We start from the raw sequence: 14,665 nt of genomic DNA, 5'->3' as shown, positions 1-14,665 counted from the left end.
TGTCAACTCTAAAAGCATCCAGGCGATCGGCAACAGCAACGGCGTTTGTTCGCATTCCGGAGCCGTTCCCGGGAGTTCCGAGCGCCCATGGATTGTGAAACGTGTGGACTTCAGAACCCTCCCGGGTCTGACATTTGCAGCGGCTGCGGTGGAGCGCTCCGGCCACGGCCGCGGAGCACTACGATCGATCGTACGTCACGACGAGGGGACACGCACCGCGCCGAACGGCGGCAGGTTACTGCGCTGATCTGTGATCTCGTTGATTCCGTCTCCCTAACCGTCAGGCTCGACCCCGAGGACATGGTCAATGTCGTCGATGCGTATTTGTCGACCTGCGAAGATATCATTGCTCGCTATGGCGGCTATATCAACCAGTACACGGGCGACGGTGTGCTGGCCTATTTCGGGTATCCGCGTGCCGACGAGGATGACGCGGCGAATGCGGTGCATGCCGGTATCGAAATACGTGATGCGGTCGGACGGCTGGGGCTCCCGCACGGCTTGACCTTGCGGACGCGCGTCGGCGTGGCGACCGGTTTGGTCGTCGTCAGCGATGTGGTCGCCCGTCGGGAAGCGCGTGAGGTCGATATTGTCGGCGAAACCCCGAATCTTGCCGCCCGGCTGCAATCCATTGCCGCGCCCGACACCATTGTCGTCGCCAAGGCCACTCAGCGAATCACCCGTGGCTTGTTCAACTATCGCGATCTCGGGACATTCGAGCTCAAGGGCTTCACAGTCCCGGCCGAGGCATTCGAGGTCGTGGAGGCAACGGCCGTTGCAAGCCGGTTCCATGCCCGCGCCCGCGGCGAGACATCGCCGCTGGTTGGACGCGACAGGGAACTGGCCCTGCTGCTTGGCCGTTGGGCCGTGGCGCGGGCAGGAAGCGGACAGGTGGTGCTGCTCCATGGCGAACCCGGCATCGGCAAGTCCCGGCTGGTCGAGGAGTTGCGGCAGCGCACTGCTGACCCTCTCCATCCGGAGATGATCTGGTACTGCGGCCCCACCTACACCGACAGCGCGCTGCATCCGATCTCCCAGCAGCTCGCGGGCGCCGCCGGCTTCGACCGCAGTGACAGCGCCGTGACGCGCCGCGACAAGCTCGGCCGCCTGCTGACGCAATATGGAGTGGCGGAGCCCTTGAGCCAGGGCGTCCTTGCCGATCTGCTGGGAGTGCCGGCCGAAGCGGGGACGGGGCTCGAGGCCATGACCGTCGAGAAGCGAAAGGAGATCATGGAGAGCGCATTGCTCGGCATCATGGATCTGCGGGCGGCGGCTCATTCGGCCCTGTTCGTGCTCGAGGACGCGCATTGGAGCGACCCGACAACGCTGGAACTGCTCAGTCGCGCGATTTCACGCTCGATGGATCGGCCCTGGTTGATCCTGGTCACGGCTCGGCTGGAATACGAACCGACCTGGATCGGACAGGCCAATGTCACGCGCCTTCATCTCGATCGGCTGAACCGCGGCGACGCCGAGCGGATCTGCTCGCATCTCGGATCTGAGTCTCCGCTGCCGGCTGCAACTGTGCGCCAGATTGTTGAGCGCTGCGACGGCATTCCTTTGTTCGTGGAGGAAATGACGAAATCGGTGCTTGAGGCGACGACGGCGACGACACCGGCGCTGGATGGCAGCCCGGCGGTCGAAATCCCGATGTCGGTCCAGGATTCTCTGGTCGCCCGGCTCGATCGGCTGGGGTCGGCGCGGCGGATCGCCAATCTCGGCGCCGCCATCGGCCGCCGCTTCAGCTATGATCTGCTCGCTGCGGTCGCGGAGCAGCCTGACGCCGACTTGCGCCAGGGCCTGCGCGACCTGACCCAGTCGGGGCTGGTGGAGAGCAGCGGCCTGCCGCCGAACAGCGCCTATTTGTTCAAACACGCCTTGATCCGCGATGCGGCCTACGAATCCCTTCTCAAACGAGAGCGACAGGTACTGCACGGCAAGATCGCCAACGTGCTGCGGGACCGGTTTCCTGAAGTCCGGGAGGCTGAACCGGAACTGCTTGCCTATCACTTCACCGAAAGCGGCGCGATCGAGGAGGCGATCTCTCTATGGACGACCGCCGGGCAGCGGGCTGCGTCCCGCGCCGCGCATGTTGAGGCGGCGCGGCATTTGCAGACCGCGCTCGACTTGCTGCGGCGTCAACCCGCGGACGGTACGCGTGCAGGGTTGGAGCTGCAGCTGCTGCTTGGCCTCGCAGTCAGCCTCTCCGCGTCGCGCGGCTACTCCGTTCCCGAGGTCGGGAAGATTCTCGCGGAAGCGCGGGCGATCTGCGATGCTCTCGGCAATGTTGCCGGCCTGTTTGCCGTGCTTCGCGGTATCTGCGATTTCCTGACCATCGCGGGTGATCTCGACGGCGCCGAGGAGACGGCGCGTCTCTGCGTGGCGATTGGTGAGCAAACCGGCCTTCCGGAACACCGCATCGAGAGCGACGCCGAACTGGGATACGTGCTGTTCGCAAAAGGTGATTTGTTGGCGGCGCGGCGGCATCTCGAATCCGCGGTTCACGTCTACACCACCCATGACGGCGCCCGGTTGCCGCTGGTTTCCACTCAGGATCCGCTCATTCTCAGTCTGGCCGCGCTCCTTCAGGTGCTGCATGCGATGGGTGACGAGGCCGGCGCGACACGCGTGGCGGCCGAGCTTGCTGCGCATGCGCGATTGCTTGCGCACCCCTTCTACGCCGCCTGGGCCTTGTCGTGGCTCTCGTTTTACAGACGTTCACGTGGCGACTTTGCGGACGCGCAGTCGGCGGCGGAGGAGGCGCAGGGCATCTGCAGGGAGCATGGTTTCTCGCTGTATCAGCTGGTGTCGACAAGCCTGGAGGCTCATGCCCGCGGCTACCTCGGGCAGCCCGATCAGGCTCTCGAAACGGCGCAAGGTAATCTGCCGGCATTCGAGAAGCTGGGCATGATGCATTTTTCCGGCTTCTATCTTGGTGAAGTAGCCGGCCTGCAGCTCACGACCGGCGATGTCGCGACTGCGTTGCGCACGATCGACGCGGCAATAGCCGCGGCGCGCCGCTATGGTGATGGCTACTTCCTGTCGCCGCTCTACCGCCGCCGGGCCGAGATCCTCACCCGCATTCCCGGCACTGGCCCGGACGAGGTGGCGGCTGCATTGCAGGAATCGATCGTGATTGCCGAGGCTCAGAGCGCCGCGACATTCGCGCAAGAGGCCAGGGCGTTGCTTGGCTCGCTCGCAACGCCCCAGACCGCAATTCGTGGACAGTCTTCAAGTCGCTGAGTCTGACCCAGCGACCTGCTTCTAAGTGATCGGGCTTGCCATCCCCACGGTAAAATCAATCTCGGCCCAGAAACCCATGGGGGTCGTCAGGGTGACTGTACCGTTCGTCGGCGTGCCAAGGCCAAGATCGCGGACAAAGGGCAGGTTGTCGAATGCGCCCAATTCGAGTGTCCAGTTTCCTGTCAGCAGTCCGATCTTGCCGGGCGATATCGCCGTCAGGTCGAGATCTCCCTTCAGCAACGACTGATAACTCGCCGTTGTCGTGCTGTTGGCCGATCTGGACTGCTTGAGATAAAACACCGGAAATGGAATGCCCTCCGTCGAGCCGAGGAACTTCGGCATGTCCGGGTTGTCAACCAAGTCGCTCAGCAGCTTGGAATCGGCCGCGCTGCAGAGCTTCTTGAAGACATCGGTTGACGACAAAGCAGCCAAATCAGCTGCCGACGACACCTGCGTCTGGCTGCCGGTGAGTTTGAGCACCTGTTGCTGGGTCGCTTGTGCCGTCCGGGCATACGTCTGGATGGCCAGAGCAGACACCTCGAAAGGACCGTCGGACGGGGCCGTATCCGGCAAGTTCATGCTCGCATAGTATTTCGGAAACCCCCAGACGTCGTTCCCCGCGACCGCGGACCAGCCATTGTCGATGAACAGATAGGCGGGCACAAACGCGATTGACTTGGGCAGCAAAGCGCCGGGATCGTAGTTGCCGACCAGCAACCAGAAACCGATGTCGGTTTCTGCCATGGTGCCTTCCAGCGAAAACGGTGCCGTGGCGTTGGCAACCTTGCGGGATTGGACGACGACCAGGAACGCAATGTCGAGCATGACCCGGAATTGAGAGCCGCCCGCGACGCGATTGTAGGATCGATCGAGGAAGTCCTGGCAGGCATTGCGATCCGCATGGAAGCCGAACCCGTAGAACGTCGAATCGTTGCAGATATAGGGTGGGGGAGGCAACGTCGTCCATCCGCCATAGTTGACGTATTGATTGGTCGTAGAGAGTGCCGAGGTCGTCCTGTAGGGCTCCGAGCCTATGGTGACGATCGGGATGTAGACCCCGGACAAGGCTGAAGCGGCCATAAGTCCCGACATCGCCGCGACTTCGACGCAGCCGGCGTTGATCTCAGGCACCCTGGTCCAGTCGCCCGCCAGGTACAAATTGGCATAGCCTGATTTGCCCGGCTCCATGCGGTGCTTGAGTGTGCCGGGTAGGCTCAGGACGTAGCGTTCGGTCGGATTGATATTGGCTCGCCAGAATTGCTCATCGAGCCGCGCCGATCCCACAGCACTTCCTGGGGAGTGCAGGAGATCCCAGCGGAAGTTCGTGCCCGAACCTATATTGGTCCAGATCGTGTCGAGCCACGATGTCATCCAGCCGAGAGCGTCCGCCTTGACTTTGCCGGCGGCGAGACTCTCGTTGTTCGGCACGCCTGCGTCTTCCATCACCGCGCAGAAATAGGCGATGGAGCGGGGGGCTGGGGCCGGCCACGCCTCGGCGGGCAGCAGTTGCGACATATCCGAATACGTGTCGAACGGCGGTTGGCACGTGGTTACGATCGGCCCCATCGTCTCCATCGCTGGTGGCACCGTGGGCGTCACATACGGTCCGCCGAGCGCGGTGACCTCGCAATTGAGCCACAACTGGAGGGCCTGGGTGCGCACGGTCGGGAGGTTGTTGATCATGTCTGCCCAGGCCGGCTTGTCATGCATCAACGGTTGGCAAATGCTGCTGAGCGCGCCGACCGGAATCCCGAGAATGACTTTGTCAAAGTCCTTTCCAAGCTGCAGCGACAGTCGCGCGACCGGCGCCGGCTGCGGAGGGAAGGGAGGGCCATAGGCATTCTCGAAATTGTAGCCTGCCGCCTCCAGAGCCTTGCCATCCTTGATCTGGTCCCACAGCGGCTCCGATGGCCAGCAGTCGAAGCCATTCACCGGAACCAGCGGATAGTATTCCTCCACACCATCGACAAACGCGACCTGCTGGTCGATGTGGATTGTGCCGATGCTGGAGCCGTCGGCGTTTGGTGCGAGGCCGGTCACGTTGTGGAAGAAGTTGAACTTGACCCCTCGTTGCTTGAGCAGTTGATAAATCGGTGTGCAGATCGTGTCGCCCATGCCGACCACCGACTTGAAGAAAAACGCTCCTTTGTAGGTGAAGAACAGGCGCATCAGCCCCTGGATGGCGGAGCACGCGGACACGGACGGCTTTTGGCGGTCGCCGCCCACATACGCGAAAATATACTCGTACAATGCGGTCACGATGGCATTGTTCGCGGCGGCCTCGTTTTCCTGTGCGAGGAAGTCCCGAAATTCATACTTGTCGAGAACATCCAGCCCGAACCAGAGGCAGCCGTTTTTCAGGATGCCCAGCAACATGCACATGCCGAGATTGGCGAGCACCAGAAAGCGCCTGAAGCCTTCTGCCAGGCCGGAGTCTTGATACTTCTTCACGAGATCATGGAAAGCGCCGAGCAGCGCGATCATGTCCGATTCTGCGTCACGGCGGACATTCTCCACATCGCTCTTCAGGCGTTCGCCGACGGCGTGCGCCAGCGCGAGCAGGGGATGGCCGCTGGTGTTCGTTACAGGTAGGCTGGAGAGCCGAACCTGCCGTTCAGGCGACATGGCAGCCAGCGCGGCCGCCGTTTCGGCTTGCTGATCACCGGGCCAATCATTCTTGTAGTAATCCAGATTGAAGATGATTGCGGCAATCATCCGAAGCAGCAAGGTCGAGAGCGACGGCATGATCTGATCAGGCGGCGCAAAGATGCTGTCGCGTCCGGGAAATACCGATTCATCCGGGTCCGGTTGAAACCAGAACGGCCACGGGAGCCATTGGTTCTCGTACAACTCTGAATAGTAGATCTGATTCTGCCGCTTGAAGGCGTCGCCGATCGTGGTGATCGGATCACCCGGAGGGGGATTCAGCGACTTGAAAACGGAGCGCATGATGGTGAAGGCGTTCTCGTAAAAGCCGGCCCAGATATGCAGCCCATGCTCCTCGATCCGCTGGCCGTATTCGGCGTTGCGCCCACTGGCGGTCTTGCCGCCGAGACGCCAGCCGAGTTGATACAGCGTAATCTCGTATTTTTCGCCTTTCGGATCGATTTCGCTCAGCGCGAAAGCGGCGCTCAGCGAGCCGACTCCGCCGCCCAAAATTGCCACGCGTGTTTTGTTTCCGCCCATGTCCAATCCCCCCGCCGAATGATGCTGACCACATACAGGTGAAACAACGCGGCTTCATTCCGGTTCGCGCCGGAAAAACGCCACGGGGTGTGGCTGCTGCAGCCAGATCATCAAAATAAATAAGGTGTATCCTGCCTTGATAACAACTTTGTTGCAAGAAGACGCCGACGCAACGCTGGAAGCCCAATGAATCCGCTCTGCGATGCATGCGTGCACGCCAGCATGTCGAGATCCTCACCACGGTTCCGCATCTGAACCTGATTCGCGACATCACGTCGCGCGTTCCCCTGTGAAACTTTGGTCTGCTTTCGCCGCAGCCGGGGAACGTCCCCCATGTTCCCGGGTTTTCCTGCATCTATCGGCGACAAGGAGATCTTGCGATGTTCAGGACATACGCAGCAGCTACACTTTTGAGTACAGCGCTGTTGACTGGCTCCGCGTGGGCGCAGACGGCACCCACACCGAGAACCGACACCACTGCAACGTCGTCGGTGGCGACGCAAAGTCACCAGGGGCTGTGGCGCGCCTCGAAGCTCGTTGGCGTCAATGTGTACAACGACAGCAATGAAAGCCTCGGCAGCATCAACGATCTGATCGTCGACAGCAGCGGCGGTATCAAAATGTGATCATCGGCGTCGGCGGTTTCCTTGGCGTCGGCGAGCGTTATATCTCGGTGAGCTTCGACAAGCTGAAATGGTCGACCGAGCCGGTGAAGACCGCCGCCGCGGCGGTGCCCTCGACGGACGGCCAGCGCACCGTGGGTTCGACGTCGACCTCGCCCCCGAGTTCGACCTCATCGTCTACGATGGCCAATTCCACCGCTACCAAGTCGGATGCCAACGCCTGGTATCCTGACCATGCCGCGTTGAGCGCGGGCAAGGACGAGGTGAAGTCGATGCCGGTTCAAGTGCTGAGGCTGATTACGACGTTTTGAACAGATGAAGGAAGACCGGCTTCCGGCCGGTCTTTTTTTGCGCGATCGCCGCCATTCTTGCGCGTCTAGGAATTGAGATGAATGAAATCCCGCAGCAGGGGATAGATCTCAGTATTCCAGCGTCGGCCACTGAACACGCCATAGTGCCCGACACCGGCCTGCATGTGGTGCTGTTTGCGATACTGGCGCACACCGGTGCAGAGATCTTGCGCCGCCACGGTCTGGCCGATCGAACAGATATCGTCCTTCTCGCCCTCGACCGTGAGCAGGCCCATCCGGCTCACCGCGCCGGGATTGATCGGCCGTTCGCGATGCATCAGTTTACCCTGAGGCAGCAGGTGCTCCTGGAATACGTCGCGGATCGTCTCGATATAGAAGTCGCCGGGGAGGTCCATCACAGCGAAATATTCGTCGTAGAACGTCTTGATGGCCTCTGCCTTCTCGGTCTCGCCGTTCGCCAGATGCTCCATCAGCTCCATGTGTGACTTGATGTGCCGTTCCAGATTCATCGATACGAACGCGGTCAGTTGCACGAACCCCGGATAGACCTTGCGGAACGCGCCGGCGCATTGCACCGGCACGTGATTGATCATGTTCTGCTCGAACCATCGCAGCGGCTTGCTCTTGGCGAATTCGTTGACCTTGGTCGGCTGGATGCGGGTGTCGATCGGGCCCGCCATCAGGGTCAGGCTCGCGGGCCGGGATGGATGGTTGTCCTCCGACATCAGCGCTGCGGCCGCCAGCGCCGAGACCGACGGCTGGCAGATCGCCACCATGTGAGGCTTGGGGCCCAGTTGCTCCAGGAAGGTGATGAGATGGTCGGTATAGTCGGCCAGCGCAAAATTACCGGCGTGCAGGGGAATATTGCGGGGATTGTGCCAGTCGGTGATGTAGACGTCGTGATCCTGCAGCAGCGTCTGCACCGTGTTGCGCAGCAGTGTCGAGAAATGTCCCGACATCGGCGCCACCAGCAGCACCCGCGGTTGTGGTGGGGCGCCGTCTTTCTTGAAATGCAGCAGCGATCCAAAGGGGGTCGCGTAGGTGATTTCCTCCGTCACCTCGCACTCGCGATTTCCTGCCATCACCGGCTTGATGCCGTAGGCCGGACGAGCGTAGCTCAGCGAGCTGCGGGTGATCAGCTCCAGCGTCGCGGCCAGGCGGCGCAGGACCTTGTCGGAGACCCCCGCCGGAATCAGGTTGAGATACTGAAGTGCGGTGGCGGCCCCGGTCCGCCAGGGGGCGGTTAGCGCAGTGTAGTTTTCAAAAGCCTGGTACATCATTCAGGTTTTCCGGCCCCTTTTGACCCGTGTCATGCAAGTTCAACGCCAGCCGGCTCGGCGGTGCCGTCAGAACTGGCACGTGGTTTGCTCCTTCCCTCGACAGCCGCGGCCCAAACAACGGGCAGGGCCGTCGCCACAGGGTTCGCAGCGCGGCGGGTTGGCCGTGTGTGTCAGCGTTTGGAGGAGCCATGGACAGGGCGACATTGACCATCACCAGCAAGAACTACTCGTCGTGGTCGTTGCGGGGATGGCTGCTGACCAGGTTCTCCGGGCTGGAGTTCGACGAGATCGTGGTGTCGCCGGAGGACCCCGCGGCGCGGGCGGAAATCCTGTTGCTGTCGTCGTCGATCCTGGTGCCTTGCCTCCGGCACAATGGTGCCGTGGTGTGGGATACCCTGGCGATTGCCGAGTATCTCAATGAAGTCAGACCGGCGGCGGGTTTATTGCCTGATGACCGGCTTCTGCGTGCCCGCTGCCGCTCCATCTGCGGCGAGATTCATTCGGGCTTCGCCAATCTGCGCTCGTCGCTGCCGGTCAATTTGAAGGGGCATTTCCCCGGCTTCAAGATCTGGTCCCGGGCGCAGGCCGACATCGATCGCATCGTCATGCTGTGGAGCGATTGTCTCGCCGAATCCGGCGGTCCCTTCCTGTTCGGCGAGCGCAGCATGGCCGACGCCATGTATGCGCCGGTGGTGACGCGCTTCAAGACCTATGACGTGAAGCTCAGCGAGCGGCTTACGACCTATGCGGATTTCATCATGCAATTGCCCGAGATGCAGGAATGGATCGCTGCCGCCATGCTGGAGCCGGCCGATATCGAGGAGCTCGAGGTCGATTTTTAGGCAGCCGCCGGAGGCGACTGCTCAATTTATGATGCTCAGGAATAAATCCGGTTTGCTCAACTTGAATCCAACGGCATTGCTCGGCGCGCCGTGGTCTGCAACCGCGCCAGGCGCCTTTCGACGCGCGACCATGCTGGCCTAACTCTCGACGGCTCAAGGTCTTTCCGCGTTCGAGACGGTGGCGTCATGGGTGCTCGCCGTGGATTTGCCGCAACTGGCGCAGTTTTCGCATGGATGGTGTGAAGCCGGTCGGCCTCGGTCCCGGGGGTGGGGCGTCGCCGATCCCAGCGATATGCGCACGCGCAAAACCCGCACGCGCAAACCCTTGGAGACCGCGATGAACACACACGCCGTCGTCAACAAATTCTCCCATGTCAAACCGGCCGACACCAAATTCGAGGGGGGTGGGCTGCGCGACTTCTTTCTGTACCGCGACCTCGGCATCGCCGACGCGACCGGCGGCCAGGTGATTGCCCATCTCGTCAAGGCCAACCTGCCGCCGAGCGACGGCACCGGCTGGCACCGTCACGACTGCAATTTCCAGATCGTGCTGATGACGAAGGGATGGGCCAAATTCATGTACGAGGACAAGGTGACCTTGGTGGAAGCCGGTGACTGCGTGCACCAGCGGCCGGGCATTACGCACTACCTGTTCGATTACTCGCCGGACATGGAGTATTTGGAAATCGTCAGCCCTGCCGACTTCAAGACCGTGGACGTGCCGGCTGTAACCGAGGACGTTCCGCCGGCTACGCCGTGGACGTGACGGTTACTCGGCCGAGCGAAACGTCGAAAGAAAAAAAGCCGCGCACGGGTGCGCGGCTTTAAGTGGTCTTCCGGAGTCACACGCCCAGTCAACCGCTGAGCATGTCCTGTCGAAGGCCCGACTTGGGTTTTACGTGATTGGGTTTTACGTGAAAACCGTCGTCGGTCCTTCGAGCAGCTGGGTGAGGCGGGTCAGTTGGCCAGTGCTGCGGCCACCACCTTCTTACGCCACGGCTTGAGGACGGCGATCGCCAGCACCGAAGCCAGAATGTTGGCACCCGCCGCGATCAGGAACACCGTGTTCCAGTTGCCGGAGCCTTGCTGCATATAGTTGGCGAACGGCACCAGCAGGGCGGCCGTGCCCTTGGCGGTATAGAGCAGGCCGGCGTTGGTGGCTGCGAACTTCGATCCGAACGTGTCGGTGCAGGTCGAAGGGAACAGGCTGTAGATTTCGCCCCATGCAAAGAACACGAAGCCCGAGAGCAGCACGAACCACAGCGGATCGTGGCCCCACAGGTACAGCATGTAGATGCCGATGCCTTCCATCGCGAAGGCGATGAACATGGTGTTCTCGCGGCCGATATTGTCCGACACCCAGCCGAAGAAGGGGCGGGTGAGGCCGTTCAGCACGCGGTCGATGGTGGCGGCGAAGGTGATGGCAGTCATGGTCACGCCCATCAGCGTCACCGGAATGGTGTCGATCTTCAGGTCGGCGGCGATCGGTTTGAGGTTGGCGGTCACCATCAGGCCACCGGCGCCGACGATCACGAACATGAAGTACATCAGCCAGAAGATCGGCTGCTTCACCACTTCGACTGGTCCGTAGTTGCGTCGGGTTTGAATGATATTGGCGTTGGCCACCACTTCCGGCACTTGTCCGGGCTTCGGTGCCAGCAGCACAAATGCCAGCACGAAGATGATGATGCCCTGGCCGATGCCGAAGTTGAAGAACGCCGCCTGAAAGCCGCTGGTGGCGATCATGCTCTGGATCGGCGCCACCGTCAGCGCGGATCCCGCTCCGAATCCGGCCGCCGTGATGCCTGCGGCAAGTCCGCGCTTGTCAGGAAACCATTTCAGCGCGTTGCCGACGCAGGTGCCATAGACCGCGCCGGCGCCGATGCCGGCGATGATCTGCGCCAGATAAAACGCGCTGAGCGAATCGGCATACGAATTCATCACCCAGCCGATGCCGCAGAGCACGCCGCCGAACATCACCACGATGCGCGGGCCGTATTTGTCGACGAACCAGCCTTCGATCGGTACCAGCCAGGTCTCGAACAGCACGAACAGAGTGAAGGCCCACTGGATCGCCGCGCGATCCCAGCCGAACTTCTTCTGGATATCCGGAACGAAGAAGGTCCAGCCGTATTGCAGGTTGGCGATCATGACCATGCAGATCACGCCGATCGTCAATTGCATCCACCGGTAACCATCCCCAACCCGCGCCGCGGGTATAGACGCAGTTATCGTCATAGTCGTTAGCTCCCTTTTCGCCGCCTCTACTGGCGTTGTTTGTCGATCGCACGTTCGCCGCGATCGCTCGCGGCAACACTGCGTCGGTGTCAGATGTGTCCGATTATCCACCCGCGGCCGAATCCGAGTTCGGCTTCTGCAATTGCTTCTGCGCCACGCAGCAATGTGCGCAGCACCGTCGTCATCGAAATGGCATCCCCCTGAATCAGTGTTGAAAACAGCAGAACCGACACCGGCACCATGATCAGGTGCAGCACCGCGAAATCGTACGGCTGGCGCTGTCTAACGGGCAGGGCTGTCGGCATGGCGTTGGTCCTCTCAGGGCCTCAGCCCTTCGTCAGCGTATCGGCGATAATCCGCATGACTTTTTCCGGCCGCTTGCCGGTGACGGCATAGAACATCGAACCACGCTGCCAGTAGACCGTGGTCTCGCTGTCCGAGCGCGAGATCTTCGGCTCGATCGAATGCGAGCCTTCAGTCCGCGTGGCGAACAGCGAGAGCTGGCCGAGTTCACCGGCCTGCAGTGTCGCTTCGATGCTCGAGCCCGCGTGCGACGGATACAGCTGCACGTCCGACAGTTTCCAGTCGCCCTTCAGATTGGGCATGGCGATCTGGGTCTTGGAAAAGGCCTCTTCCGCATCGTTCATTTTGGTCTGGGCACGCGCCAGGTGGGTGCGATAGGCGTGAACCGCATCGACCACGAACGCCGGGGTGTCGTCGTTCTCAGGGATGTTGAAGGCGCCGGCCTGCCAGTGGGCGTACCAGCCGACCCCGATCAGGGCGACCACGCCGGCGGCGCGCGCGCTCCATTGGCGCACATCCTTCCAGGTCAAGGCGCGCTGCAGCCGGCGCGCGGCGAAGACGAGGCGCGGGCTCGGTGCGGGCGTGGCGCTCTCAAAGGCGAGTTTCAACGCGCCGCGAGTGCGGATATCGGCAAACACGCGCGCGGCGGCATCGGGGCGCTCGGCCAGATAGTCGGCGACATCGAGCTGCCGCTGCGGGCTGAGCTGGTTGTCAACATAGGCGTGGAGATCGTCGTCTCCGATCGGGTCGGCCATGGTCATCGGTCATTCCTCAGAAGACGGAGGTTTTTTTTAAAGGGCGGTCGCTCGCGCGCCTCCGCACCGCCGGCGGCGCGCAGGGCGTCCCGCGCGCGGCCGATCCGGGACATCAGGGTCCCAACGGGAATGTTGAGGCTGTCGGCCGCGTCGCGGTAACTCATGTCCTCGACCACCACGAGATAGAGCGCGGCGCGCTGGTCCTCGGGCAAGTCGTCGAACAATCGTGAGACCTCCTGCAGATGCAGGCGGCTTTCCTGATCCGGCGGCGATTCCGTCTCGGTCTGCGACGAGACCTGCTGGACGTGCCTGATATCGGCATCGGCGCGGCGGCGCTCGTCGATGAAGGTGTTGTGCAGGATGGAGCGCAGCCAGTTGATCAGGCTTTCGCCATCGCGGTAGGTCGAGCGCCGCTCGATCGCCCGCAGCAGGGTATCATGCACCAGGTCCTCGGCGCGGCCATGATCCCGCGTCAGCGCCCGCGCGTAGCGTTGCAGCGCTTGAAGCGATCCCAGGATGTCATGCCGTCCGAAGGTGCTCATCAACCGGTATACGAAGCCGAACCGGTTTTAATCCTGACTGAGGCGAGAAATTATCGATCGGTCGAATTTGGCACGGGTGGTGCGACATGTTGCCACGCTGCGGCAAACATCCCCCACATGATGCCGAGCATCATCCAGAAATGCCGCCAGTGGTCGATGTCGATGATGAAGCTCTCGCCAACGCTGCCGAGAAAAGCTGTGAAAACAGCCAGATACCAGCGTTGCCAGGGAACGCGGATGAAGACATGCCGAAAGCCCAGAATAACCGTCGTGAACATCAGCGCGGGGAAGCAGATTCCGGCAATCCAGCCGCCGGACATGAAGGCGTTCAGATAGGAATTGTGGGTGTCTTCGGGGAAGAATTTGGTGAACTGCAGCGGCCCAATGCCCAACGGCAGGTCGAGCGCCATCTGGAAGCCGAGCACATAGCGGCCGAACCGGCCGAACCGGCCGGAGTCATAACTCTGTTCGAACGACGCGCGCTCCTTGAACAGATTGCCGATCGAATCGAACGACAGGAGAACGGCAATCGCAAAGGCCGCGACCGCGACGCCGATCACCGCAAGGATGATCAGCCGGGCGCGCTGTGATGGAGACGGGCTGGTCACGTAGGTCAGGAAAAGCAGCATCGCCGAGGTGAAGACCAGTTGCCCCCAGGCGGCGCGGGAAAACGACAGCAGCACCGCGAGGCTGATGAGGCCGAACAGGATGGCATTGCGGGCGGCTTTGCCAAACGGATCGGAGACCACGCTTTGCAGGGCAAATAGCCCCGGCAGGATCAGGAACGCGCCCAGCACGTTGGGATCCTTGAACGTGCCGGCGGCGCGGTTGTACAGCGTGAAGGCCTCGGGGTGGCCGGGAATAAGATGGAAATACCCCGTGACGGCCGCGAGCGAGGCGATCAGCGCGGCGAGCATCAGTCCGTACTGGAGAAATTTGATCCGGCCGAGGGTGTCCTCGGCAAACACCATCGCGAAGAACAGCGCGGAGACCGTGAGATACCAAGACGTCAGGATCCAGTTCACGATCCTGGTCTGGTCCATCAGGTACGCCGCGCAGATCGTGTAGCCCATATTGACGAGGAACAGCAGGAACAGCAGCGGCAGGAACGCGGCCCCCATTCGCAGGCCGGTCAGCGCGAAGAAGGCAAGCGCGCTGACGATGACGAGTTCGTAGGGCGAGGGCTCGATGATGACCACGCCACCGGAGACACCGGCGAGCCACATCAATCCCCGCTGCATGGCGGTGAGGCCCGGCGTGACCACGGCCGGGGCGACAACTCGGGCCGCCGCGCTATACGCCATCAGATACTCTTGCTACGCAACGAGCGCGTTCACTTTGA

At 61.8% G+C, this 14,665-nt stretch carries 12 protein-coding genes; 5 read left to right on the top strand and 7 right to left on the bottom strand.

Going from position 1 to position 14,665, the window contains the following annotated elements; genetic code table 11:
• Positions 1-87: 87 nt before the first annotated feature.
• A complete protein-coding gene (locus RS897_RS34150; protein WP_315833077.1) occupies positions 88-3,243 on the top strand; it encodes an ATP-binding protein in 3,156 nt (1,051 codons plus the stop codon).
• Between the two features lie 21 nt (positions 3,244-3,264).
• Here the strand turns inward: RS897_RS34150 and RS897_RS34145 are convergent, their stop codons facing one another.
• Entirely contained in the window at positions 3,265-6,429 is a 3,165-nt protein-coding gene (locus RS897_RS34145; protein ID WP_315833076.1) for an NAD(P)-binding protein, read from the bottom strand.
• A gap of 380 nt (positions 6,430-6,809) precedes the next feature.
• Between RS897_RS34145 and RS897_RS34140 the strand changes: the two genes are divergently transcribed.
• Complete coding sequence (locus RS897_RS34140) at positions 6,810-7,055, top strand: PRC-barrel domain-containing protein (protein WP_315833075.1); 246 nt, start codon at positions 6,810-6,812, stop codon at positions 7,053-7,055.
• Positions 7,052-7,363, top strand: coding sequence for a hypothetical protein (locus tag RS897_RS34135; RefSeq protein WP_315833074.1), 312 nt, complete (start codon positions 7,052-7,054; stop codon positions 7,361-7,363). Before RS897_RS34140 ends, RS897_RS34135 begins: the two co-directional genes overlap by 4 nt.
• Before the next feature lie 65 nt (positions 7,364-7,428).
• Here RS897_RS34135 and RS897_RS34130 read toward each other — a convergent pair whose 3' ends face one another.
• Complete coding sequence (locus tag RS897_RS34130; protein WP_315833073.1) at positions 7,429-8,643, bottom strand: polyhydroxyalkanoate depolymerase; 1,215 nt, start codon at positions 8,641-8,643, stop codon at positions 7,429-7,431.
• A gap of 188 nt (positions 8,644-8,831) precedes the next feature.
• On the opposite strand from RS897_RS34130, the gene RS897_RS34125 reads away from it, so the two are divergent.
• On the top strand, positions 8,832-9,485 hold the full coding sequence (locus RS897_RS34125; RefSeq protein WP_315833072.1) for a glutathione S-transferase family protein: 654 nt from the start codon (positions 8,832-8,834) through the stop codon (positions 9,483-9,485).
• A gap of 337 nt (positions 9,486-9,822) precedes the next feature.
• Complete coding sequence (locus RS897_RS34120) at positions 9,823-10,251, top strand: cupin domain-containing protein (protein ID WP_315833071.1); 429 nt, start codon at positions 9,823-9,825, stop codon at positions 10,249-10,251.
• A 191-nt stretch (positions 10,252-10,442) separates the two neighbouring features.
• Here the strand turns inward: RS897_RS34120 and oxlT are convergent, their stop codons facing one another.
• The 5 genes from oxlT to RS897_RS34095 all read right to left on the bottom strand — a co-directional run bounded on the left by oxlT (position 10,443) and on the right by RS897_RS34095 (position 14,627).
• Positions 10,443-11,723, bottom strand: a complete 1,281-nt coding sequence (gene oxlT / locus RS897_RS34115; RefSeq protein ID WP_315833070.1) for an oxalate/formate MFS antiporter — start codon at positions 11,721-11,723, stop codon at positions 10,443-10,445.
• A gap of 89 nt (positions 11,724-11,812) precedes the next feature.
• Positions 11,813-12,028, bottom strand: a complete 216-nt coding sequence (locus tag RS897_RS34110; protein WP_315833069.1) for a hypothetical protein — start codon at positions 12,026-12,028, stop codon at positions 11,813-11,815.
• Positions 12,029-12,049: 21 nt separating this feature from the next.
• Positions 12,050-12,787: an anti-sigma factor family protein gene (locus tag RS897_RS34105; protein WP_315833068.1), complete on the bottom strand. Its 738-nt coding sequence runs from the start codon at positions 12,785-12,787 to the stop codon at positions 12,050-12,052.
• Positions 12,784-13,323, bottom strand: a complete 540-nt coding sequence (locus tag RS897_RS34100; RefSeq protein ID WP_315833067.1) for a sigma-70 family RNA polymerase sigma factor — start codon at positions 13,321-13,323, stop codon at positions 12,784-12,786. The genes RS897_RS34105 and RS897_RS34100 overlap by 4 nt, the downstream gene beginning before the upstream one ends.
• A 50-nt stretch (positions 13,324-13,373) precedes the next feature.
• Positions 13,374-14,627 (bottom strand): O-antigen ligase family protein, encoded by a 1,254-nt coding sequence (locus RS897_RS34095; protein WP_315833066.1) that lies wholly within the window; start codon positions 14,625-14,627, stop codon positions 13,374-13,376.
• Positions 14,628-14,665: the final 38 nt, after the last annotated feature.

Source organism: Bradyrhizobium prioriisuperbiae, assembly GCF_032397745.1.
Lineage (GTDB): Bacteria > Pseudomonadota > Alphaproteobacteria > Rhizobiales > Xanthobacteraceae > Bradyrhizobium_A > Bradyrhizobium_A prioriisuperbiae.
Note: the sequence above shows the minus strand (reverse complement) of the source record. Positions and strands in the feature narration are given on the sequence as shown.

Coding starts and splice junctions, on each gene's coding strand:
- RS897_RS34095 (WP_315833066.1), bottom strand. CDS start 14,627: ATGGCGTATAGCGCGGCGGCCCGAGTTGTCGCCCCGGCCGTGGTCACG.
- RS897_RS34145 (WP_315833076.1), bottom strand. CDS start 6,429: ATGGGCGGAAACAAAACACGCGTGGCAATTTTGGGCGGCGGAGTCGGC.
- RS897_RS34140 (WP_315833075.1), top strand. CDS start 6,810: ATGTTCAGGACATACGCAGCAGCTACACTTTTGAGTACAGCGCTGTTG.
- RS897_RS34125 (WP_315833072.1), top strand. CDS start 8,832: ATGGACAGGGCGACATTGACCATCACCAGCAAGAACTACTCGTCGTGG.
- RS897_RS34110 (WP_315833069.1), bottom strand. CDS start 12,028: ATGCCGACAGCCCTGCCCGTTAGACAGCGCCAGCCGTACGATTTCGCG.
- RS897_RS34130 (WP_315833073.1), bottom strand. CDS start 8,643: ATGATGTACCAGGCTTTTGAAAACTACACTGCGCTAACCGCCCCCTGG.
- oxlT (WP_315833070.1), bottom strand. CDS start 11,723: ATGACGATAACTGCGTCTATACCCGCGGCGCGGGTTGGGGATGGTTAC.
- RS897_RS34105 (WP_315833068.1), bottom strand. CDS start 12,787: ATGACCATGGCCGACCCGATCGGAGACGACGATCTCCACGCCTATGTT.
- RS897_RS34100 (WP_315833067.1), bottom strand. CDS start 13,323: ATGAGCACCTTCGGACGGCATGACATCCTGGGATCGCTTCAAGCGCTG.
- RS897_RS34120 (WP_315833071.1), top strand. CDS start 9,823: ATGAACACACACGCCGTCGTCAACAAATTCTCCCATGTCAAACCGGCC.
- RS897_RS34150 (WP_315833077.1), top strand. CDS start 88: ATGGATTGTGAAACGTGTGGACTTCAGAACCCTCCCGGGTCTGACATT.